Here is a 22,630-nt window from a genome sequence, read left to right as displayed (position 1 = left end):
TTTTCAAAAAATGCCGATATGATAGATATGGGTAAATCTGTCCGGCTCTTGCCGCTTTTTATTCTTTGTTCCGCTTCTCTTTTTTCGCAGACGGACATCGATGCACGCACGATCGCCGCGATGTACGGCTGGGACTACGTGAGCGTTCCCAAACGAGAGACGGTACGCTTTCCCGCATTGCTCGAAGGCATTTGGACGGGCGGCGACCGTTATGTATTTTTTGTACCGGAGAATACTGCGGAAAAGGCGGCAGTGAAACCGACCGATATCGCCCTTATCTTAAAAACCTATTACGGCTGGTTTTACGACAGAACGGCCGAACCTGAAGATTGGGCATCGTCTCCCGAACGCTTTTTGTGTACGGCAACGACAAAAGAAGCCGAACGCCTTACGGTGACGGCAGAAAATCTTTTGAATCGTCCCCTGCGCTACGATGCGGACGGAAACGCAGTGCCGTACGACAGCGGCGCATGGGAGCTCGTCGTCAAATACAACGGCAAAAAGCGATACGAAACGCGCATCCCCGTCGCCGTCATCGGAAACGAACTCTATCTCGATTTTGTACTTCGAAACTCTTCGACCGATGCGATAACTGCAGGCGGTACCGAACTTGACGGCTATTGGCAGGGCGTGTGCAGGCGGGAGAGCATACGCATTGCCCCCTATCCAAGAGTTTCGGAAATACGCTCGTACTATGTAAGCGGCGGCGACATGTACGCTCTCCGTTTTTGGGAGACGACGATGCCGTATACGGACGACCTCGCGTCTTTCGACGACACGGATAAAACTTTTTCCGTCGCAAAGCATATCGTCTCGAACGCGAGCGTCTTTACTTGCGTTACAGGGCGAAGTAATCGCATCAGAAATACCGTAAAAAGGCCGCTCGATTTCGGCGATTACAAGCTCGATGAAACGGGGACGATATGCGTTTTCGGAAAGCCGTATATGACGAAAGTAGTCGGCAAAGACAGCGCTCCCGAATTGATGCACATCGTCGCCGAAGCGAACTCGCGCCGAAAAGATCCGCCGCCTCCGCTTTTTCCGCCGAGCGATTTGAATTGGCACTGGGATCTCATCACCCTTCTTGAAAAAGACAATGCGCTCGTACAGGAAGTCCGCTTGAGACAGCGCGCATTTGCCGAAACGAAAGGCGAAGGCGGAAAAATCGACGCGCTTGCCGCCTCTATGTACGGTACGCATTTGAAGCTGCAGGAAGACGCGCTCAAAATTTCCGATGAAGCGCGAAAAAAAATAAAAGCCGTGCGATGATAAAAGCGGGGGACGTACCTGCGAAATCTGTGTTCTGATGTGCGCCGGCTCAGTAACGGCTCGAAGCTTGAGGGTTTGTAAAGTAATAAAGCGGCATCCGTGCCGTTAATCCGAAACAGCCTGCGCACCGCTTGCTATTCCAACGCTTCCCGCGCCCGCTTGGCGGCCGCTTTGAACTCGCGGATAAAGCGTTCTTCGGAAAAGGCGGCCGCGTGCCGTGCGATTGTTTCGCTTTTAAATGTACCCTTTTTATCGAGCGCTTCAAAGCGTTCGATCGCCTCTTTCGCGGAGTCTGCCGTCTGCTCCGAAAAAAAGACGCCGGTTTTTCCGTCTTTGACCGTTTCGCACGCGCCGCCTTTTCCGTAGGCGATGACCGGCCTCCCGCACGCCTGCGCTTCAAGCGGTACGATGCCGAAATCTTCTTCCGCGCAAAAGATGAGCGCTTTGCAGTTTTGCAGATATGCGCACAGTTTTTCATCGCTTATCCTGCCGGTAAACGTGATGTTTTTTGCGCCCGCCGCACGTTTTTTTAAGCTTTTTTCTTCCGAGCCCGAACCGATGACAACGAGATTTTTTCCGAGCGCTTTGCAGGCGTCTAAAGCGATATCGATTCGCTTATACGGAACGAGGCGTGAAAAGGCGACGTAATAATCGAGAGACGGATTTTTTATCGGCGTAAATTTTTCGAGATGCACGGGCGGATAGATGACTTCGGAATCCCGCTTCCAAAATTTTTCGATTCGCCGCGCGATGTATTTCGAATTGGCGATCAGCGTGTCGATCCGCTGGCTCGAAATATAATCCCATTCTCGGATTTCGTGCATCCACTTGTCCATAAAAAAGCGGGTAAGGCGGCCGCTTCGCTTTCGATAATCGAAAAAGAGATCCCACGCGTAGCGCATCGGCGTGTGCACGTATGCGATATGAGGAACATCCGGCGGCGTGATGACGCCTTTTGCGCACGATGAGGACGAGCAGATGACGAGATCGTAGTTTGAAAAGTCAAACGATTCGAAAGCTTTCGGCATAAATTTTAAAAGTTTTGTGTACAGCTTCGTCGCAAACGGAAATTTTTGAAGCGCACTTGTGACGACGGTATTATTTTTAAAATGATTTCCGATTTTGCGTTTGTCGTATACGAGTGTAAAGATATCGGCATCGGGGTAAATTTTTAAAATCGATTCGACGACCGATTCCGCTCCTCCGTAATTGACAAGCCAGTCGTGTACGATCGCAGCTTTCACGCTTTTTCTCCTATCGTATGCTTGACGCTTCGGACTTTGTCGCCGCCGGCCACAGCTGTGTTATGCCGATGCCGATGCCGCGAAGCGAACCGCGCATTTTTATATAATCGCGTTTATACCGTTTGCCGTCCGCTTTACAAAACGTAATTTTACAGCGAAAACAATTTCCGTCGTCGGGGTTTATGATATAGCCTCTCTTCCATCGACCCGTTCCCGCATTTTTTAGACCGTAAATCCACGTCGGACCGAACATCGGTTTTTTGTCGAGTTTGCCTTTTTCGGGAAAATCGGGGTAGGGGCCTCGTGCTCGGAAAGCGATGCTTTTGTTCGTCGCGCCCTTTGCCGAAAGGATGACGCCGTACAATATGCCGTCCTTTACAAACATGTGCCAGCCGCACAGCGCTTCTCCCGTGCGCTGATTTGTCGCGATCCAATAGCCTTCGACGGGATCGCTTCCTTCATACTCTCTGTCGATCGGAATATTTCGGTCAAAGGCGGGCGCATCGTCATCCGAATCGAAAGGTTCGGCATAACCGGGCGCCGATTCGTAGTAATTGTACGGTTCGGGGGAAGCCGCGTATGCGAATCCCGCACAGAGTACCATGACAAGGACGGCGGCAATTTTTTTTGCGTACATAAAAATCTCCTCGTACGATACACAACTAGTCGGCAAAAAAATACGCTTCGATCTGCAGACAGAGCGCGTGATATACCGGCAAGTGCAGTTCTTGAATTTTATACGTTTCGTTTTCCGGCACGACGATCGCAGCGTCCGACAGGGACGCGAGCTTTCCACCCGTTTTCCCTGACAGCGCAATCGTTTTCATCCCTTTTGCTTTTGCGACAACCGCCGCATAGACGACGTCTTTTGCATTGCCGCTCGTTGAAATGCCTAAAAAAACATCGCCCGCTTTGCCGTAACCGTTAAGCTGCTGCGCAAAAAGCGCGTTGCCGTCGACGTCGTTTAAACTTGCCGTCATCACAGCGGCTTGATTTGCGAGCGAAATTGCGGGAAGCGAGCCTTCGAGCGTATTCGAAAGATAGGCTCCCGATTCGGCGTCGATTGCGATAAGCGTGTCGATAAACGATTTTTCGATCCGGCGTTTTTTTACAAAACTTTTTAAGAGTTCTCCGCAGATGTGATCGCTGTCGGCGGCGCTTCCGCCGTTTCCCGCAACCACGATCTTTCCGCCGTTTTTATAGCAGGTTTTGATGAGTTCGTATGCGAGTCGGATATCTTTTTCGCATACCGAAAGAGAAGGATAGCGCGACAGCAAAACGGAAATATAATCTGTCATATAATCAATTGTATCGCATCGCGTGCGAAAAAACAATCGCCGCGTTATGCACATCGGTACGCTCTATGCGCGGTAAAAATCGAGGGCGGCCAATATGATGTCGGCGGATTTTTTATACGAATAGCGATCGGGAAGGGGCGGAAGCGGTGTCGCATCGTTTGCGCAAAAAGCGAGCTTTTCGGCCAAATCGTCCGAATCGCCTGATTTAAAAAAGACGACGGGAAATCCCTCGTATATCTCTTTGAACACCGGGATATCCGATATGAGCGCTTTCGTGCCGAGCGACAAAGCTTCGAGAGGCGGGAGTCCGAAACCTTCATAGAGCGAAGGCTGGACGAGAAGCGTCGATGTCCGATAGAGTTCCGAAAGTTCGGTATCCGAAATGCGCCCCGTAAAACGAACGGCGCTTTCGGGAAGCGAGGCGATTTCCTGTGCAATCGTCGTGTCGCGCGTTCGAAAATTGTCGGCATTTCCTGCGATGACGAGCGGCATATCGAAGCCTGTTTTCCGCGCTTTTTTCAGTGCTTCAAGCAAAACGGAAAGACCCTTGTGTTTTTTTATATTGCCGACAAAGAGCAACTGTCTGATTTTGTGTACGGTTTGAGAAGGTTTTGAAGAAAACCATGCGGGAAGTGCGTTGTATGCGACGACGATCGACAGGTTTTTACAGTCGAGCGTCGCTCTGATACGGTCTCGCGAAAATTCCGAAACGGTAAAGACTGCACGGGATCTGTCGACGGCGCGCTGATAAAAGTATTTCCGCACAGCTGTCCCCGCTTTCGATGCAAGGCCGGGAACGTCGAGAAAGACGACGTCGTGGATCGTCGAAAAAACGGGGATTTCGATACCGAACGGAATATTGCAATAGGGCGTATAGTACACGTCGCACGAATTGATTTTTTTGCGCAATTCGCACGGAAAGGCAAAGCGTTCGGCAAGCGAAAACGTTTTGACGCGGCATTCGGCGGTTTCCGCATTTTCGTATTTTGCGAACGGAGCGATCGCTTCGGTATCTCCGAAAATAAAGCATTCGTTTTTTTCCAAAAAGTACGGCAAAAGAGATGCGATATAAGTGCCGATTCCGCCCGAACCGAGCATGCGCGCATCGACGGCGATTTTCATCGATCAGCAAACTCCTATGGAATGCATGTATTCACGCAGCAGGACGGTAAATCGCTCCATCTCTTTCGGTTTTATGTCGCCCATATTTGCGATGCGGAACGTATCGATGTTTCCGAGTTTTCCGGGATAGATCGTAAAACCGGCTTTTTTCGCGTGATCGTGCAGGGCGGTAAAACTGTACTCGCTCGTTTCGGGGATAAGGATAGCGGTGATAAAATGCGACTGCAGTTCCGCTTTTACGAGCATCTTTAAACCGATTTCTTCGAGCGCTTTCGTCAGTATGTTCCAACACGCAGTATAGCGCTCGAAGCGCTTTTCGATCGTTTCCTGTTTCGTTTCGATGATCGCTTGGCGCAGCGCGTAAAAAGTCTGTACCGGAGGCGTAAAGCGCGTCTGCTTCGTTTCGAGAAAATAGCGGTACTGATCGTAAAGGTTGAAATAATAATTCCGCATCGGCCAGTCTTTTTGCTTTTCGAGTTCCGATTTTTTTGCGACGACAAAACCGATGCCCGCCATACCCTGAATGTGTTTGTTCGACGTGCACGTCATAAAATCGATTCCGAGCTTTTCGAGATCCATCGGCATGCCGCCGTATGCGCTTACCGCATCGACGAGGGTGATCATACCGTACTTTTTTGCGAGCGGGCACAAAATGTCGAGTCGATTTAACAATCCCGTCGTCGTTTCGTGGTAGACGATCGCGAGCGCCGCATAGTTTTCCGATTGAAAAGCGCTTTCGAGTTTTTGCGCATCGAGGGCTTCGTACGTCGAACTTTTAAACACCGTCATATCGATATCGTATATCTTTGCTATCTTCGCCAGTCGCTCTCCGTAAGAGCCGTTGTCGACGACGAGCAGTTTGCCTCCCGGCGGCACGCACGAAGAGATCATCGCTTCGTCGGCTCCGGTGCCGGAACAGCCGAACATGACGGTCGCGTACGAGTCTTCTTTTGCGACAAATCTCGTGAGCTCTTTCGAGCACCACTCCATGAGTTCTCCGAATTCGCTCTCGCGCGGGCAGATATCGCTTACGACTTGCGCGTATTTTACGCTGTCGGTCGTCGTCGAAGGCCCCGGGTTCAAGAGCACTTCGCGCCGGATATTTTGCAGCTCTTCGTTTTCGGCTATGCGCGGCCATATCGTTTCGATTGCGCGGGTGAACATCGCTTCGTCGTCGATCTCCGTCCACGCATAATACTGCACGGTGCGCACATAGACCGGCGTTTGCTGTGCGACGGCTTTAAGCACCTGTTCGTAATCGATTTTTATATGTGCCGGAAAATCTTTTCGGTAGTACGCCGTCATTTCATCGAGCGTTTTTTTGCCGAGTTTTGTGATGCCGACGAGTTCGCCTGCGACGGAGGAAATTTCGCTTCGGTTTTTGCTCACGTTTTTGAGCACGCCGTTTTCGTCGGTTTCGAGGTACACTTCATCTTTGCTGTTCGTCGGGCCTGATGCGAGGATGACGTTTTCGCGCGCATCGTTTGCGAGCACTTTTAATCCGACGGCGTCGTAGATGAGATCGCTTTCGAGCAGAAAAAAATCTCCGGTGACGAGCGGCGCGCACACTTCAAGCGTTCCCATGCTGCTCGTTTTCGCGTAATCGTCGTTCCGTACCGTCACGATGCACGGGTATTTTTTTGCGAGCCGGTCGTACCATTCGCTGCAGTGTCCCGTACCGATGATGATGCGTTCGACGCCGTTTGCGATGAGTTTCCGCACCGAACGCTCGACGATCGCCTCTCCTTCGATTTCGATAAACCCTTTCGGCATCGCTTCCGTCCGTCCGCCGAAGCGCGAGCCCAATCCTCCCGCAACGATAACCGCTTCTTTGATCATACATTCCTCCTCAGCACTTCCATAAACGCCTTTTTATTTTCCCGAGGCGATGTCGTCGGCCGTCCCAAATCCGCTCTCGCACCTTTTCGTATCTTTACTTCGATAAACGCCGTCTTTTTTTCGGAGAGCGCATTTGCGAGGGCGGCTTCGAGCGAAGCGGCATCCTCTACCGAATACGTATGCGCGTAGCCGCAGGCTTTTGCAATTCCGGGAAGATCGATTTTTAAACCGACCGTCGGTTGACCTCCGACCGAATCGTGGGCGCCGTTGTTGAGGACGACGTGTATCATATTATCCGACTTTCGCACGCCGATCGTCGCAAGTCCGCCCATCTGCATGATAGCCGCTCCGTCGCCGTCGAGACAGATGACGAGCCGATCCTTTTTTTGCATGGCGATCGAAAGCGCAATTTGCGACGCGTGCCCCATGCTGCCGACGGTGAGAAAATCGTTCGCGCCGCTCATGCCGTGTTTAACGCGGAGCTCAAAGAGTTCGCGCGATGCCATGCCCGTCGTAGAAACGAAGACCGCATCTTTCGGAGAATGCAGCACGATACGCTCTATTGCGTCTTCCCGTGTCATCTCCGCATCGGAAGAAGTTTTATTTTTGAGCGCGTAAGGCGCAAACGTATCTTTTTTTACGACAAAGGCAAAGGGCGCCGACGCTTTTTCCGTACATGCGTAACAGTAATCGATTTGCTTATTAAGTTCGTCTTCGCTTTCCGCCGTGACGACGTAGGGGATGCGCATGGCGTCGAGCAGGGCGAGCGTCACTTTGCCCTGTTTTATATGTTGGGGTTCGTCGTGGACGGCCGGCATACCCCTCCATCCGATGAGGATGACGAGCGGCACGGAATAGACGTCGCTGTCCGCGAGGGATAAAAGCGGGTTGACCGCATTGCCGAGTCCCGAATTCTGCATATAGACGACGGGCGTCTTTCCCGTCGCCAAGTGATAGCCCGACGCGAGCGCAAGCGCACAGCCTTCGTTTGCCGCGATGATGTGTTTGTCTTCGGGAGCCGTGTCCGTCACATAGGCGCAAAAATTTTTTAAAAGCGAATCGGGTACTCCGGTAAAAAAATCGGAGCCGCGCTTTTGCAAAAGATCGTAAAAATATTCCGGTCGAATCATAGGTACCGCCTTAAGTTATTTTGTTCCGGGGATGAGTTCGAGTATCTGCTTGATCGGCATGCACAGTTCGTTCGCTTCGAGGGAACGCTCCGAGAGCAAAATCGTTTCCGCGCATTTTTTCATCGCGGGGTAAGCCGCACGCAGCATGTGGTTTGCATAGATGACGATATTTGCACCCCAAGAGGCGAGTTCGGTTTCGGTAAACTGATTGTACGTCGTCGGAACGAGCACGAGCGGAATGCTCTTGTATTCTTTCCGAAACTTTTCGCAAAACGTTCGAATGTCTTCTCCCGATTTGTCTTTGCTGTGGATCATAATGCCGTCGGCTCCGGCTGCAACGCTCGCAAAGGCTTTTGCAAGCGCTTCGTCGACCGAACGGCCTGCGATGATCTCTTCGATGCGCGCGATGATCATAAAATCCTTTGTTACCTGTGCTTTTTTTCCTTCGCTGATTTTATGGCAGAACTCTTCTTCGGTCGCGAGCTCCTGCCTTACGTCCGTCCCGAACAGCGAATTTTTTTTGAGACCGACTTTGTCTTCGATGATGACCGCCGAAACGCCGTTCCGTTCGAGCGTGCGCACCGTAAACACGAAGTGCTCCGTGATGCCGCCCGTGTCCCCGTCGTAGATGATCGGCTTTGTCGTGCATTCGAGGATGTCGGTGAGACTCTGCAGCCGCGTCGTCAAATCGACCGCTTCTATGTCGGGTTTGCCTTTGTCCGTCGAATCGGTGAGGCTCGACGACCACATGCCGTCGAAGCGGTGGATGCCGTCGTCTTTCGTCACTTCGGCGTTTTCGACGATGAGTCCGCTCAAACCCGAATGCGCTTCCATGATGCGCACGACGGGCTTTGCGGCGATGAGGCGGCGGAGGCTTTTTAAGCGGATATCGGGCGTCGTTCCGATCGTCTTTGCACCTTCGACGAGAGCGGTCGAATTGATTCCTTGCGTATACGGGATTTCGATCACTTCGCCGCCCCATGCTTTCATCGCTTCGAACACTTCATCTCGTATTTTGCTTAAGTAATTCGATTTCCAATCGTCGCCGTGAATTATATAGTCCGGTTTGTATTTTATTAAATTCGGCACGTAGCTCCACGCTTCCTGCGGCACGACGCGCGAAACGCCTTTGATGCTTTCGACGACCGCTTTGCGCTGTTCGTACGTTAAATAGGGCAGGCGCTTGTGCGAGACGATAGCCGAATCGGTGAGCAATCCGACGATGAGCTCTCCTCTCTTTGCGCCTTCGTTGATGATATTGATGATGCCGGGATGGATGATGTCGCCCGTTATGCCCAGATATACCGTTTTACTCATATACGCTCCTTGCTTTTCTTAATAATTTTTAACAATACGCCGCATCGATCGATTTGAGTTCCGGAAACGTGTCGATTTCGATTATATCGTTTTTGACACATTCGCGGATGCGCACGTTATAGTCTTTGAGACGATATTCGAGCGGCACTTGATCCCAATAGCGCTCTTTGCCGCCCGGCATATCGTAGACGGCACGGATGTCGCGCGAAAGCCGTTTTCCGTCTTCTTCGTTCCAATATGAAATACCTATCATTTGCCAGCAGCGTACGCCGCCGACCGAAAGGCGCGAAATGCAGCCGTTCCGCTCGTAAAAACACCAATCGTCGGTTTTGTCGGTTTGAAAGGCGAGATAATTCGTGTGGTATTGGTACTTTGAAATGAGGCCGGGCTTTTGCAAAATCAAATCGGCTTCGCAGACATAGGCGTTTTCAAAATGTCCTGAGGCGGCGACCATCGACGAAATATTGTTTTCTTCGTTGTAACGCGGATTTTCGATAAAGCGGATCGACGGATAGCTTTGCTTGAGTTCTTCGAACTGCTCTCCGCGGTAGCCGCGTATGACGTATATTTCGGTGATGCCGGCGGCGATAAGCGCGTCGAGCAGCGAATCGATGATGCGCTTGCCGTGTACGCGCACGAGCGGTTTCGGCGTGCTGAGCGTGACCGGTGCGAGGCGCGAGCTGAATCCTGCGGCTATGATGACGGCACGCTTGACGCGGTACGGTTCGAGCGCGAGATTTCCTTTTTCGGTCGGCTCACCTTTTTCGTCGATACAGCCGAGCGCTTTCAATTCCGCAAGGGTTTTATTGACCAGTCCGAGCGACTTTCCGAGCGCGTGCGCAGTGTCGCGCTGCGTCGGATGCCCTTTTGCTTGGGCAAAAAACGAAAGGACGTCGAATTGATTTTTAGTGAGACTCATGCCGCATCTCTTTGCGCGACGATTTTTTTGTATCGTATGACAAGCGCTTTTATTAAAAGATTTACCGCGAGGATACACAGCGAAACGACGCCCGCGCATTCGAAAAGCATTTGGCTTTCAAACGACGGGATCATAAGCGATAGCGGCTGATTCGCCGTCGTCGCGAGAAAGGAAACCGCACTTATCGTCATCATCGAATTGACGAAAAAATACATCGCCATTTCGGCGACGGTGCTTTTCGCCTGCGGCAAAATGACATCGACGATGATTTTTGTACGCGGAATATCCATCGTACTTCCGATGATTTCCAAATTCGGATTCAGCTTTCCGAGCGTATTATACATCATGAGGTACGGGGAAGAAAAAAAGTGAATCATATTGACCATGATGAGGATCGCAAAGGTACCGTATAAAAAGCTTCCCTTAAAAAAGAGAACGTATGAAAGACCGAGGACGAGACCCGGTATCGCAAGCGTGAGTATGGCGCACAAATGCAGCGGCTTTGAAATCTTCGAGCGCGTTCTGACCGTCAAATACGAGAGGATGCACGCACTAAGTGAACCGAGAAGCGAAACGAAAGACGATATGAGCAGGGAATTGGCGAGATAGGTTCCGGTGTTCATCGAAAACGCGCGTTTGAAATTATCGAAAGTCGGCTGCATCGCAATCGGATATTTTTGAACGATGCTGATGAGTAAAAACGACGCGGCAGGCAAAACGATGACCGCTCCCGTAAGGGCACACAACGCGAACGCAACGGTTTTGGCGATCGGATTGTCGATGCGTTTAAAGGGACGGATACCGAACGACGACGACGCTTTGTCGCGGTTTATCGTATCGAGGATAAAAGCGATGACGGCGGGAACGAGCAGAACCGCGCCGATGACGCTGCCTTTGCCGAAATCGAGGAGGCCGATGACGTCTTCATACATCATCACGGGCAGGGTAATGCATCTGCCTCCGATCATGAGCGGTACGCCGTAATCGGTAACGATGAGCGTAAAAACCGTAAATACGACCGAGATGAGCGGCTTTCTGATATACGGTACAAAGAGCGCGGTAAACTGTTTCGCTTTCGGGGTGCCGAGTATGTCCGCGGCTTCGTAGGGGCGCGAGTCTTCGTAGCGTATGATATCCGCCGTCATAATATACGCGACGGGAAACGAATACAGCACGGATCCCGCGACGATACCGCCGAAGCCGTAGATCGGATGCGGAAGGCGCAAAAGATTCGTGAGAATACCGTTCCGGCCGAGCAAAATGACGAGCCCCATACCCGTGCTGATCGACGGGATGAGCATCGGGATGAGAAACAAAAAAGTCCACACGTGCCGGCCTTTACCGTTTATGCGCTCCGTACAAAACGCGAGTACGATACCCAAAACGACGGAGATACACGTTGCGGCGAGAGAAGCGGAGAGCGAATTGCGCACTGCGGATAAAAAGCGTCCCGAACGGACGACGGAGAGGACGTCGGTTCCCGCCATACACGCGAACATACGGGAAAGCGGAAAAAAAACGGCGAACAGAAAAAACACGATGAGCAGCAGTTTCGCCGCCGTAAGCTTTTGCACGCGCATGTCAGTTCCTCGTCGCAAACGGCAAAAGCGAATCGATTTTTATTTGGATATTGCGCTTGACAAAGCGTTCGACGTAGTCGTTCGCCGGCTTTCGTATGATCGCTTCGGGCGTATCGAGCTGTTGAATCGAGCCTTGATACATAACCATAATGCGGTCGCTCATCGCAAAGGCTTCTTCCTGATCGTGCGTCACGTAAATCATCGTCGAGCCGAATTCGCTTTGAATACTTTTCAAATCGGCGCGGAGCGAAAGCCTTGTGTCGACATCGAGCGCCGACATCGGTTCGTCGAAGAGTATGACATCGGGGTTCAGCGCGAGCGTGCGCGCGATGGCGATCCGCTGCTGCTGTCCGCCGGAGAGTTTGTTCGGCTTTTTGTACAATTCGTTTTCAAGCCCGAAGCGGCACAAAAGCGTTCGCGCTTTTTCTTCCGCGCCGCTTTTCGTACTCTTTCGAATTTTGAGCGCATAGCTCACGTTGTCGAGCGCGTTCATATTTTCAAAAAGCGCGTAGTTTTGGAAAACGATTCCCATTTTGCGCTTTGCCGGCGGAAAATTCGTTATGTCATCTCCGTCTTTTAAAATCGAACCGGTATCGGGGGCGACAAGCCCTGTGATAATGCGCAGCAGCGTCGTTTTGCCGCAGCCTGAGGGGCCGAGTATCGATAAAAATTCTCCGTCGCGCACCGTAAAATCGATGTGGTGGAGGACGGGCGTTTCCGACGAAAACGCTTTCGAAAGGTTTTGTATTTCGAGTTTGGTTTTTGTCAATGCTGCCATTTTGCGAGCAGACGCTCCTTTTCTTCCTGCGTATTGCCGCTCATATCGGCATAGGGAATACGCTCCGGGAAATTTTTTACGGTAAAATCCCTGTCCGTATAGATCTTTTCCGGAACAAATTGTTCTTTGTCTTTCGGGCTTACGGTATCTTCGATATAGCGGTACACTTCCATGACGGCCGGTTTCGTTTCTTTGCCCTTGATGACGCCCATACCGTAGAGGCAGTACGGAGCGCCTTCGTCAAAAAACACGATGCTGAGATCGGCTCCCTTGTTGATCTCTTCGACCGCCTGTGCGATCATGCCGAGTCCGACGGCGGCTTCTCCCTGTACGAGCGCGTTTACCGGGCCGGAACCGGAAGACGTAAACTGGAGGATGTTTTCGGCAAGATCGTCGAAGTATGCAAGAGCCTTTTCTTCGCCCCACGCGTTGACGAGACTTTTTAAAAACATATAGCCCGTTCCCGAACTTTTCGGATTCGGCATCGATATGAATCCCTTAAACTCGGGTGCGAGCAGGTCGCCGTAGGCTTTCGGCACGGGAAGCTTTTTTTCCGCGATGAGTTTATTGTTCAATATGATGCAGCCGCCGTTGCGGTAGTCCGGCTCGATCCTGCTCCCGTCGCGAAAGAGCGTGTCGGGAAGGTATTTCGACGTATCGTATGCGATTTCCGCAAAGCAGTCCCACGCTTTTTCCGCATAGCCGTAATCGATGTCGTAACTGATATCGCATGCGGTACTGCTTCCTTCGGCGATGAGTTTTGCCATCTGATTGCCGCTCGGCATATACTGCACGTCGATAACATACTGCGGAAACTTTTCGCGGAGCGCACCTGCGATATACGCGTTGCGGTATTCTTCGGCGCTCGAAAAAACGGTGATCTTTTGAGCGCTTTTGCTGCAGCCTGTAAACGATGCGATCAAAAAAGCTGCGCATAAAACGTACCGGATAAAAGTAAAACGCTTGTTCATATTTCAATATCCTAATAGAAAATATGAACAAAGTCAAGTATCGGTAAAATTACTATCGGAACCGAGTAATTCAATCCCCTTTGCGCCGATCGCTGCCGCGTGGTATAATCGATTCGGATGTTAAATCTAAAGGGAGGTATTATGAACGAAATCATCGATGCGATAAAAGCGCGCAGGAGCACTAAGAGTTTTAAAAGCGATCCCGTTTCCAAAGAGATCGTCGACCGCGTAATCGAAGCGGGACTCTATGCCGCGAGCGCGCAGGGAAAACAAGTGCCGATCATCGTCGCCGTGACGAATAAAAAACTTCGCGACAGATTGTCGGAGATGAACCGCAAAGTCGGCGGATGGGACGAAGGCTTTGATCCGTTTTACGGAGCGCCCGTCGTGCTCGTCGTACTTGCCGATAAAAACTGGGCGAACCGCGTTTACGACGGGAGCCTCGTCATCGGAAACATGATGCTCGCCGCGCATTCGCTCAAAATCGGAAGCTGTTGGATCCATCGAGCAAAAGAAGAATTCGAAAGCGATGAGGGAAAAGCGATCTTAAAAGAACTCGGCATAGCCGGCGACTTCGAAGGGATCGGTCACTGCGTGTTAGGCGTGTCTGCAGCCGAACGCGAGATGCCGCCGCGAAGGGCGGGCCGCGTATTCTATGCCGAATAAAACCGCAGCAAGCGACACGGATACGGTTTTTCAGAGCGGCAGACGGTATGCAAACGGCCGAAACAAGGGTATGCTCCGAATAACGCTATACGGTATTCTCTTTTTTCTTGTCATACTCTACGGGCTTTCCTTTGTCCCGCGCAGCCCGCGCGAACGGGCGATGAGGAGCGCCTTTGTAAACGAAAAATATGCCGCCGCTCTCGACGAAATCGAAATCGAAAATGCGGGCGAAAAAACGTCGCTGTACAAAAAAAACGGTACGTGGTACGGCTCATCGGGAGGGGTGGTTTTTCCCGCCGAAAATGCGAAAGTTTCGGAACTCATACAACACCTAACAAAGATTCGCAAGCTGTATACAATTTTAGACAGTAATAATACGATATCCGATAAAAATCAGCCGTTTGTATCGATTTTACTTAAAAACGATCTTAACATGTCGACAAAAGTAAACTTTTATGGGCAAAATTTCGACCAAACTCGGCGATTTATCCGCATAGGAGAAAGCGATGGGCCGTATGCGGCCGAAACCGATTGCGATGCATTTTTGAGAGCCGACGCGGGATTTTGGCTCGATCCGTACATCGTTCCTCAAAACACGGAAGAAAGGCGCATCCGCGCAGCCGATATTCAATCGTTGCGCATAGCGGCAAAAGGAGTGCTCAAAACCTTAAAAGCAGGCGAGCACGGTTTTTCGGAAAAAGCGTCGAAATTGATTGCACTTCGACACGGGGGATTAGCCGCGGATACGGAAGGTTTCTACGATACGGGCGCTTTTTCGCTTACCGTCGAAACGGGAAGGGGATTTCGCTTTACGGCGACGGCCGAAAACGGAAAAGCCGGTGCCGCCGCGCTCCGCTTCGATTCCTTTCAAAATACCGTCACCGGAACGTACTACGAATACCGTTATCGCGTTTCCGTAAGTGCATGGACGCTCGAAAAAATCGTCGAACTGTTTATCGAATGAATTGCAATCGGCCGCGAGTGCGGTCGGCTGCGGCTTTCACGTCCTAAATCGGCTTCGATAGGAGGAGCCGGGCTTTTCCGACAGGATCATTGCATTTTCGCAAATAAAACGAGAGAAAGCATATTGTATGCAAAATGAGCGGCCGTATTCGTCCACAGAGTATCGCTTTTTTTACAGCAGATACGGAGCACGATACCTGCAAAAAATGCGTTTATGACCGACGGCAGTCCGAGGTAGCGGTGAGAGAGTGCAAAAGCGATGACGGAGAGCGCTTCGGAAATTCGCACGGCGTTTTCGGCACTTTTTCCCCGTGCCGCGCTTGCATGAGCACCTTCTTCGCCCGCAGCCCTTTCTTCTTTCGTTTTCGCGCCGCTTTTTTTGCTTTGCAAAAAGGCATCTTTCAAAATCGATCCGAGCGTTTCAGGGAGATAGAGGCGGTAGAGCGCTTCTTCGTAAAACGATGCGCATACAAAATTGACGATACAAAAAAGCGTTTCGGCAATCGACGAGGGCAGCGCGGGAGACACACTCGTTTTTCCGCCCGAAAAACGCACGGCAAGTTCGACGGCCGAAGCGATGACACACAGCGAGCCGAACGAAGCGATCGCACAGCCGGTTTGCACAAAGCGAAACGCATCGCCTTTTGTGCGCTGTACGGAATGCGGAAACGAAAAATGCACGAGTGCAAACGCGAGTGCTGCATAGCACAGGGGCTTGAGCGGAAACATCCACGCGGAAAACGCCCGCGTCGGCGCCGAGCCTGCAAAAAGCGGCGGGATAACAAAGAGGCACACGGATACGGTAAAGACGACGTTCCGCCGCAGGTTTACAGGTATTTCCATATCGTTGCACTATGAAAATTTGTCGATTTATGATACAATAAAATTAATTATATAGTATTGAGGCCATTGTGTATATCCTAAAAGTTACCGCTGCAGCCGTCGCGGCTGTCATCGCTCTAAAGCTCGCACAAACATATCAAAAGAAAATCAAATTCTTTTTGACCGGTTTCGATTCCCGCTTTTCTCTTTCCGAAATAGACCTCTTGTGGCGCACTGCAGCCGTGTGCGGTCTAAAAGATCCGCACTCTCTGTTTTGGTCGAAGCCTTCTCTTTCTCAGTGCATCTCTCAAATCAAATCAAACGCGGAGAAGGCAAACGATCACGGTATGCAGCGTCTCCTTGCAAAGCTCTATTCATACCGCACGCACATCGAAGCCGAAGCGTCGCAAAAGCGCGGCTTGACATCGACGCGCGCTCTCGAAAGCGCTCTGCGCTTGAGGATCGTGCTTGCGGGAAAGGGCGTGTTTGCGTCGAAGATCGTCAACAACGCGCGCGAGCTGACGATTAGTTTTCCGACGCAAAACGGACAGATGCCCGTCGAAAGCAAAGATTGGATCGGAAAATCGATAAGCGTGTATCTGTGGCGCACCGGCGATGCGCGCTATATTTTCGATACGACGGTGATCGGCAGCGGCATATTTTTCGGCAAAGCGGTGCTGTACCTCAAGCATACGGAAAAACTGCTGCGTACGCAAAAGCGGTATGCGGTGCGCACAAAATGCAATATGTACGCAAGTCTTTTTATTATTAAAGATAAGGTGATCGATTACAATTTGGTTGAAACGCAGTCGGGATACCGCTGTCTTATCGAAGATATTTCCGAATCCGGAGCAATGGTACGGATCGGCGGAAAAGGCGTACCGAATATTCAGCTAAAATTGCAATTTACGCTCGAAGGAAAATTGATAATCATGTTCGGCGTCGTCCGTACGGTCGAATACAACAGCGATATCGATCAATCGCGCCTTCACTTCGAATGCGTACACATCGAACCGCAGATGAAAAACCAAATTTTGAGTTTCGTGTACAATATCATGTCGCCCGAAGAGCGCAGAGCCTACGAGCTTTTTCCGGTCGACGAAGATGCCGAAGATTCCGAAGACGAAGCGCCTCAGGCGGACGGTACCGGAGAAGAGCCGGCGGAAGAGGCAGGCGATGCCGCGTTCGCGTATGAATTGTCCGATACGAAAATCCCCGATACGACAGATGCGTTGATCGACACTATGGTCGGTAACGGATAGCCCTGCGCGGTTGTTTTATATTAACGAGGTGAAAATGAACAGATGCTTTAACAGATGCTTTAACAGATGCTTTAACAGATGCTTTAACAGATGCTTTATAAGGACGATTATTGCGCTTGCATGCACTTCCTGTTTTGCTTCTTCCGCTCCGCTTCGCATACAGTTCGTCAAAGGCAATATCGTCGATAAAACGGCGGCCGTGCGCGAAAGTTCGGGAGAAGACGCTGCGTTTCTTTCAAAAGAAGCGATCGATTTTGCGCTCGAACACAAAGTGCTGCTCGGAAACGACCGCGATTTGGACACGCTGGCGCTTGCGGGCGTGCTTGCGCTTCCGGCAAATTCGGTCGCTTCTCTCGATTACGGGGAGCGGGAAGCGCTTTCGGAAAAATTCGTAAAACTCTTTTCACTCTTTCCGAGCGATACGGTGCGGATTGCAATCTTGAACAAAGCGGCGGCGCTGCGCGATTCGCTTCCTACGGAACCCTGTATCGTCCTTTTAAACGACTATCTTGCAAACGCTGTGTCCTCTGCCGGCGAAAACGGTGTCGTAAAAGCCGCCGTGCGTACGCTCGGTGAAATCGGCGACAGCCGATCGTTTTCCGTGCTGTTTACAGCGCGACGGCAGCAAAAGTGGCCCGAGTACGGCAAAGACATCGACGAGGCGATCGCGCTTCTCGCCGACAAATCGCTTCCGCAAGTAATCGCCGTCATCCGCGAAGGAAACGTCAAAAACGGTATACGGCCGCTGTTCGAGGTGCTCATAAAAAATGAAAAAATATCCGCATCTTTTAAATCGGAAATTGCCGAAAATGTGCTGTCGGAGACGATATATATAGCGAACAACGCTTCGTCGATAACGAGGGAAACGGTTTCCCTGCAAGTCGATGCGCTCGACGTTATCGTACAAAACAAGTGGACGCGTTCCGCTCCGGCAGTGCTTTCGTTTTTTGATCTCGCCGAACGCGAATATAAGGCGGGCGTTATGACCGACGGCGAATTTGTCAAAGCGATAAACGCTGCGGCTGAAATCGCGCCGGTCGATGCTTCCTCCCGCCTTGCGTCCTATCTCGCTGCGTTGAACAGACAAACCGAAAGCGGGGCAAAAGTGTCCGAAACGATTGCGCTCGCTCTGATCGGCGCGCTCGGCAGGATCGGCAATAAATCGTCGTTCGACACGCTTTTGTACGTGACCTATGTCAACTATCCCGAACCGGTGATTGCCGCCGCCCGCGACGCGCTCGCGAGGCTTAAATGGTGATAGGAAAAAGACTCAAACATCCTCTTTTTTGTGCGGTACTCATCTCCTCCGTTTTGGCGTACGGCGGCATCGTTCCCGTCAAAAACCGTCACGCATTCGCATCCCTCGTTCCGCCGCTCGATATCGTTTCGATGTACGGCACCGTCGTTTCAAATCCCGTAAAATCGCAAAAGAGAGGCGCGTATTCGCTCGAATTTGCGCCGGACTTCGTCGTATCGAAGGGCGGCGTAAAAAGTTCCGCGCGCGGGCACATAACGGCGGTTATCGACGAAAAAACGGTTGAAGCGTATTTTCCGGGAAAACTCTATTCGGCTTCTTACGGAAAGGGAGCCGTCCTGTGTGAAAGCGGCGCGCGGCTTTTCCTTTCGGGAAGGGCGGGCAAGAGCGGCGTTTTTTTCGTTTCAAAAGCCGAAAGTCCAAGTCCGGAAAAATCGTTTACAGGAAAACTCTCTCGTATCCGCGCGCTCTCGCGCCTTCAGTTCCGCCGTCTCATGTATGCGTGGGGCGGGGCGGGCGGACTTTTACTTGCGCTTCTTTCGGGTTCCCGCGAATACACGGAGAGGGCGGTTTCGGACGCGTTTCGGAATGCAGGGCTTTCGCACATCCTCGCGCTTTCGGGCATGCACTTGTCGCTCGTCTCGGGCATCGCACTTTTTGCAGGTATGCGGCTTTTCGGAAAAACGAAATCGTATATTTTTCAATTCTGCGCCGTATCGCTTTTCGTGTGGTTTGCAGGGTTTTCACCGTCTCTTTTGCGCGCGTTTTTATGCAACGTGCTGCTCCTTTTGTGTTCCGTGTGCGGCATCGCAGGAGCGGATACGGTTTTGATTTTGTGCGCGGCCTTTATCCTGCACGTCCTGATCGCGCCCGCCCATATTTTGAGTGCGGCTTTTATGCTTTCGTACGGTGCGCTTTTAGGCATTTTGCTTTTTTCGGAAACGCTGAACGCTTTTTTGATCCGCGCTCTGGGGCAAAAAATATCCGCGCCTCTTTCCGCATCACTCGGCGCACAGACGCTCACCGCTCCGGTGACGCTTTCGCTTTTCGGAACCTTTATGCCCGTCGGTGTCATCGCGACGGCACTCGTTTCGCCCCTTGTAACCGTGTTCATCTATGCGGGCATCGTCTGCATTGCGCTTTCGCTCGCCCTGCCGTTTTTCGCGCCCCTTGCGGGAGCGGTGATGAACGCGATCTACGGACTTATAAAACTTCTCGTGCTTTTTTTCGCACGCGCCCCCTACGTGCACATCGCGTAACGGGTACGGATGTCGTGTCGGAACTTTGCAGAATACAGTAATGAGGTGTACTTGCCTTGTTATGCAGGATTTACAAAAATCGCCGTTCGGGCTACTATGAGTTTTGCGTATGACGATCCCTGATTATAATTCACCGGCAGCCCTCAAAGCTCTCCTCGATGCAAACGGTTTTTCCATGCAAAAAAAATTCGGACAAAATTTTCTCGTAAACGCATCGGCTCGTGAGCGCATCGTCCGTGCGCTCGAAATAGAACGCGGTATGCGCGTATGGGAGATAGGGCCGGGGTTGGGTTCCATGACAAAGCCTTTGCTCGATGCGGGCGCCCACGTTAGGGCCTTTGAAATCGACAAGGGATTTATAAAACTGCTTTCTGATTTTTTTAAGGCGGAAATCGAAGAAGGCACGCTACGAATCGTTTCGGGCGATGCCGTAAAAACGTGGAAAAGCGCGTATGAGGATTCGGGGCTGCCCGACAGATTTTTCGGTAATCTCCCGTATTCGATTGCGGCATCCCTCATCGCCGACACGATAGAGCGCGGCGTAAGATTCGACAAGGCTGTCGTTACGGTACAAAAGGAAGTCGCCGATCGGATGACGGCAAAAGAAGGAGGGGACGAGCGATCGTCGTTTTCGGTACTGTGTCAGTGGGCGTACGATGTCAAAGGGCTTTTTGATTTGGCTTCCGGAAATTTTTGGCCGAAGCCGCACGTCGCCTCGCGCGCCGTCGTTATGACGAAAAAAAAAGATTTTCCCGCGTGTGAAAATCCTTCGCTTTTTATAAAGATGCAGCGCGCTCTTTTTTCATCGCGCAGAAAAAATATCCGCAATAATTTAACGGCCTTTACCGGAAGCGCCGAAAGAGCCGAGCGTGCGCTTACGCTTGCGGCTCTCGATCCCTCGCTCAGGGCGGAGACGCTGTCTCTTGCAGAACTTTTGCGGTTGTCCGATGCGCTCAATAGCGCTATACTTGCGTGAAGTGCGATAAAAAGAAGGCGGTTATGGATACGGAACGGATAGCGGAAAATCTCAAGCGAGTCGTCGAATCGGTGCGGAACGCCGAACGGAAAGCCGGAAGAAAAGAGGGAAGCGTAAAGCTCCTCGCCGTAAGCAAATTTCATCCGGCGTCTTCCGTCATTGCGGCGATCGGAGCGGGGCAGAGCGCATTCGGCGAAAACCGCGTTCAGGAAGCATACGAAAAATTTAATAAAATTTATGAAGACTTTCCGTCTGCCGAACTGCACATCATCGGAACGCTGCAAAAAAACAAAGCCGCCCGCGCGGTGCGGATCGCCTCTTGCATAGAATCGGTCGACAGGCTCGGCATTATGGAAGAGCTCGAAAAACAGTGCGCGAAGATTGATAAATCGATCGATATTTTATTGGAATACCACACGGGCGAAGCGTCGAAAGCGGGCTTTCTTTCATACGAAAATATGTACGAAGCGCTTCGCTATTGTGCCGAAGGAAATGCGCCGCACATCGTACCGAAGGGTTTTATGACGATGGCGCCTTTTACCGACGACGAAATTGCCGTGAGGAAGTCCTTCGTTTCGCTCCGCGATGCTTCGGAAAAGCTGCAAAAAGAATTTCCCTCCTTCGATCTTACAACTCTTTCGATGGGAATGTCGGCGGATTATAAAATCGCGATCGAAGAGGGTTCTACCGAAGTGCGCATCGGAACGGCGATTTTCGGCGAGCGGGAGACGGCGGCGTTATGAGGCTTTGCGTGAGAAAATGCGCAGTCCTGCTTTTATTGTGCGTCATCGCTTTTCCGTGCCGTGCAAAGGAATCGAAAAATGCGACACCTTCTCCGTATACGGACGACGAGTTTCCTCAATTTATGAAAGACTTGCGGAGGGCGGAAATTATTTCGTTCGGCGCGCTCCCCTTTGTGACGCTTACGTCGACGATCGTGTATTCGTCCGCACGCTATGCGCAGCACGGCTTCGATTCCGAGTATTTTCCGAATCCCTTTGCAAAAGCGTCGGCGAGCAACGGCTATTCGACGGCCGAACAGGCGGGCATTTTGCTCACATCGGCGGGTATCAGCGTCGGCATCGGGCTTACCGATCTCCTCGTTTCGGTGATCAGGCGGAAAGCCGCAAAGAAAAAACTCGAGCGGAAAGAAAAAGCGCCCATCGTCGTCACGCCGATAGCCGAAGACGAAGATGCCGTCCTCATCGATATGCCGCCGAGAGAGGCACCGCCCGGCGAAACTCGGAGCGATGCCGCGAATCCCGATAGTGAAGAACAAAAAGCGTCGCAGGAAGGTGCGGACGCGGAAAACGATGCGAGCGGAGAATCTGAAAAATCGAATGCGGCACAATTGAATACGCCGCCCGATGAAAAGTCTGTAAGCGAGGCGGAAGGGCGAGCTGCATCTTCTGAGCTTGCGCTCGAAAGGCAAAGCGGAGAATAGCGGTGCCGTCTTTCAGCGTACAAGTTCCCGCCGATTTTCAGGGCAGCCTCCGGCTCGACAAATACATCGCTTCTCTTCCCGGCGGCATGAACCGCTCGAAATTAAAATCCTGTGCGATCGAAATCCTCGTAAACGGAAAAGAGCACAAGCTTTCGGCCGCCGTAAAAGCGCTCGATATCATCGATGTGCAATGGGACGATAATGTTCCCGACGACATAACACCGGAAAATATCGCGCTCAGCGTGCTGTATGAAGACGAAAACGTCGCCGTCATCGATAAAGCGCAGGGTATGGTAACGCACCCGGCGGCGGGCAATTGGACGGGTACGCTCGTAAACGCGCTTTTATACCGCTGGGGCAGATCTTCGATTTCCCGCATAAAAGATACGCCCCCGTCTCTCGCCGCGTCTTCGAGGAGGCCCGGCATCGTACATCGGCTCGACAAAGATACGTCGGGACTCATCATTACGGCAAAAAACAGGGACGCCGAAGAGTGGCTCGGACAGCAGTTCGCCC

At 51.6% G+C, this 22,630-nt stretch carries 22 protein-coding genes; 10 read left to right on the top strand and 12 right to left on the bottom strand.

Annotation, left to right across the window (positions count from 1 at the left end):
• Positions 1–27 precede the first annotated feature (27 nt).
• Positions 28–1,269 carry a hypothetical protein gene (locus HMPREF0860_RS00690; RefSeq protein ID WP_021329923.1) on the top strand — a complete coding sequence of 414 codons (1,242 nt, stop codon included), beginning with the start codon at positions 28–30 and terminating at the stop codon, positions 1,267–1,269.
• A 134-nt stretch (positions 1,270–1,403) separates the two neighbouring features.
• On the opposite strand, the gene HMPREF0860_RS00685 is transcribed toward HMPREF0860_RS00690, so the two are convergent.
• The 11 genes from HMPREF0860_RS00685 to HMPREF0860_RS00635 all read right to left on the bottom strand — a co-directional run bounded on the left by HMPREF0860_RS00685 (position 1,404) and on the right by HMPREF0860_RS00635 (position 13,467).
• Positions 1,404–2,513 (bottom strand): glycosyltransferase, encoded by a 1,110-nt coding sequence (locus HMPREF0860_RS00685; protein ID WP_021329892.1) that lies wholly within the window; start codon positions 2,511–2,513, stop codon positions 1,404–1,406.
• 10 nt (positions 2,514–2,523) lie between these two features.
• Positions 2,524–3,150 (bottom strand): DUF2147 domain-containing protein, encoded by a 627-nt coding sequence (locus tag HMPREF0860_RS00680; RefSeq protein ID WP_021329908.1) that lies wholly within the window; start codon positions 3,148–3,150, stop codon positions 2,524–2,526.
• Between the two features lie 25 nt (positions 3,151–3,175).
• On the bottom strand, positions 3,176–3,811 hold the full coding sequence (locus HMPREF0860_RS00675) for a D-sedoheptulose-7-phosphate isomerase (RefSeq protein WP_038080728.1): 636 nt from the start codon (positions 3,809–3,811) through the stop codon (positions 3,176–3,178).
• A gap of 63 nt (positions 3,812–3,874) precedes the next feature.
• On the bottom strand, positions 3,875–4,933 hold the full coding sequence (locus HMPREF0860_RS00670; RefSeq protein ID WP_021329947.1) for a glycosyltransferase family 4 protein: 1,059 nt from the start codon (positions 4,931–4,933) through the stop codon (positions 3,875–3,877).
• Positions 4,934–4,936: 3 nt separating this feature from the next.
• Positions 4,937–6,772, bottom strand: a complete 1,836-nt coding sequence (locus HMPREF0860_RS00665) for a 2-aminoethylphosphonate aminotransferase (protein ID WP_021329978.1) — start codon at positions 6,770–6,772, stop codon at positions 4,937–4,939.
• Positions 6,769–7,902 carry a phosphonopyruvate decarboxylase gene (gene aepY / locus HMPREF0860_RS00660; protein ID WP_021495400.1) on the bottom strand — a complete coding sequence of 378 codons (1,134 nt, stop codon included), beginning with the start codon at positions 7,900–7,902 and terminating at the stop codon, positions 6,769–6,771. The genes HMPREF0860_RS00665 and aepY overlap by 4 nt, the downstream gene beginning before the upstream one ends.
• 15 nt (positions 7,903–7,917) lie before the next feature.
• The gene (aepX, locus tag HMPREF0860_RS00655; RefSeq protein WP_021329983.1) at positions 7,918–9,219 is read right to left on the bottom strand and encodes a phosphoenolpyruvate mutase; all 1,302 of its coding nucleotides are present in this window, start codon (positions 9,217–9,219) and stop codon (positions 7,918–7,920) included.
• Positions 9,220–9,247: 28 nt separating this feature from the next.
• Complete coding sequence (locus HMPREF0860_RS00650; RefSeq protein ID WP_021329933.1) at positions 9,248–10,138, bottom strand: phosphocholine cytidylyltransferase family protein; 891 nt, start codon at positions 10,136–10,138, stop codon at positions 9,248–9,250.
• Positions 10,135–11,718, bottom strand: coding sequence for an ABC transporter permease subunit (locus HMPREF0860_RS00645; protein WP_021329969.1), 1,584 nt, complete (start codon positions 11,716–11,718; stop codon positions 10,135–10,137). Before HMPREF0860_RS00645 ends, HMPREF0860_RS00650 begins: the two co-directional genes overlap by 4 nt.
• 1 nt (position 11,719) lies before the next feature.
• The gene (locus HMPREF0860_RS00640; RefSeq protein WP_021329949.1) at positions 11,720–12,496 is read right to left on the bottom strand and encodes an ABC transporter ATP-binding protein; all 777 of its coding nucleotides are present in this window, start codon (positions 12,494–12,496) and stop codon (positions 11,720–11,722) included.
• The gene (locus HMPREF0860_RS00635) at positions 12,484–13,467 is read right to left on the bottom strand and encodes an extracellular solute-binding protein (protein WP_021329955.1); all 984 of its coding nucleotides are present in this window, start codon (positions 13,465–13,467) and stop codon (positions 12,484–12,486) included. The genes HMPREF0860_RS00640 and HMPREF0860_RS00635 overlap by 13 nt, the downstream gene beginning before the upstream one ends.
• Positions 13,468–13,608: 141 nt before the next feature.
• Between HMPREF0860_RS00635 and HMPREF0860_RS00630 the strand changes: the two genes are divergently transcribed.
• Both HMPREF0860_RS00630 and HMPREF0860_RS00625 read left to right on the top strand, forming a co-directional pair.
• On the top strand, positions 13,609–14,133 hold the full coding sequence (locus HMPREF0860_RS00630; RefSeq protein ID WP_021329985.1) for a nitroreductase: 525 nt from the start codon (positions 13,609–13,611) through the stop codon (positions 14,131–14,133).
• Positions 14,123–15,097, top strand: a complete 975-nt coding sequence (locus HMPREF0860_RS00625) for a hypothetical protein (protein ID WP_021329906.1) — start codon at positions 14,123–14,125, stop codon at positions 15,095–15,097. The genes HMPREF0860_RS00630 and HMPREF0860_RS00625 overlap by 11 nt, the downstream gene beginning before the upstream one ends.
• An 86-nt stretch (positions 15,098–15,183) precedes the next feature.
• On the opposite strand, the gene HMPREF0860_RS00620 is transcribed toward HMPREF0860_RS00625, so the two are convergent.
• Entirely contained in the window at positions 15,184–15,939 is a 756-nt protein-coding gene (locus tag HMPREF0860_RS00620) for a CPBP family intramembrane glutamic endopeptidase (RefSeq protein WP_021329937.1), read from the bottom strand.
• Positions 15,940–16,007: 68 nt separating this feature from the next.
• Between HMPREF0860_RS00620 and HMPREF0860_RS00615 the strand changes: the two genes are divergently transcribed.
• The 7 genes from HMPREF0860_RS00615 to HMPREF0860_RS00585 all read left to right on the top strand — a co-directional run.
• Entirely contained in the window at positions 16,008–17,180 is a 1,173-nt protein-coding gene (locus tag HMPREF0860_RS00615; protein WP_021329899.1) for a flagellar brake protein, read from the top strand.
• A 34-nt stretch (positions 17,181–17,214) separates the two neighbouring features.
• The gene (locus HMPREF0860_RS00610) at positions 17,215–18,438 is read left to right on the top strand and encodes a hypothetical protein (protein ID WP_021495404.1); all 1,224 of its coding nucleotides are present in this window, start codon (positions 17,215–17,217) and stop codon (positions 18,436–18,438) included.
• On the top strand, positions 18,432–19,694 hold the full coding sequence (locus tag HMPREF0860_RS00605; protein WP_021329944.1) for a ComEC/Rec2 family competence protein: 1,263 nt from the start codon (positions 18,432–18,434) through the stop codon (positions 19,692–19,694). Before HMPREF0860_RS00610 ends, HMPREF0860_RS00605 begins: the two co-directional genes overlap by 7 nt.
• 109 nt (positions 19,695–19,803) lie before the next feature.
• Complete coding sequence (gene rsmA, locus HMPREF0860_RS00600) at positions 19,804–20,670, top strand: 16S rRNA (adenine(1518)-N(6)/adenine(1519)-N(6))-dimethyltransferase RsmA (protein ID WP_021329924.1); 867 nt, start codon at positions 19,804–19,806, stop codon at positions 20,668–20,670.
• A 23-nt stretch (positions 20,671–20,693) separates the two neighbouring features.
• Positions 20,694–21,413: a YggS family pyridoxal phosphate-dependent enzyme gene (locus tag HMPREF0860_RS00595; protein ID WP_021329962.1), complete on the top strand. Its 720-nt coding sequence runs from the start codon at positions 20,694–20,696 to the stop codon at positions 21,411–21,413.
• The gene (locus HMPREF0860_RS13100) at positions 21,410–22,114 is read left to right on the top strand and encodes a hypothetical protein (RefSeq protein ID WP_021329913.1); all 705 of its coding nucleotides are present in this window, start codon (positions 21,410–21,412) and stop codon (positions 22,112–22,114) included. The genes HMPREF0860_RS00595 and HMPREF0860_RS13100 overlap by 4 nt, the downstream gene beginning before the upstream one ends.
• A gap of 2 nt (positions 22,115–22,116) precedes the next feature.
• The coding region (locus tag HMPREF0860_RS00585) for a pseudouridine synthase (RefSeq protein WP_021495406.1) at positions 22,117–22,630 on the top strand (514 nt) is incomplete at its 3' end.

It is taken from the genome of Treponema socranskii subsp. socranskii VPI DR56BR1116 = ATCC 35536 (assembly GCF_000468115.1).
In the GTDB taxonomy this organism is placed as follows: Bacteria; Spirochaetota; Spirochaetia; order Treponematales; family Treponemataceae; genus Treponema_D; species Treponema_D socranskii.
The sequence above is the reverse complement of the archived record's forward strand: the minus strand, read 5'-3'. Positions and strand labels throughout refer to the sequence as shown.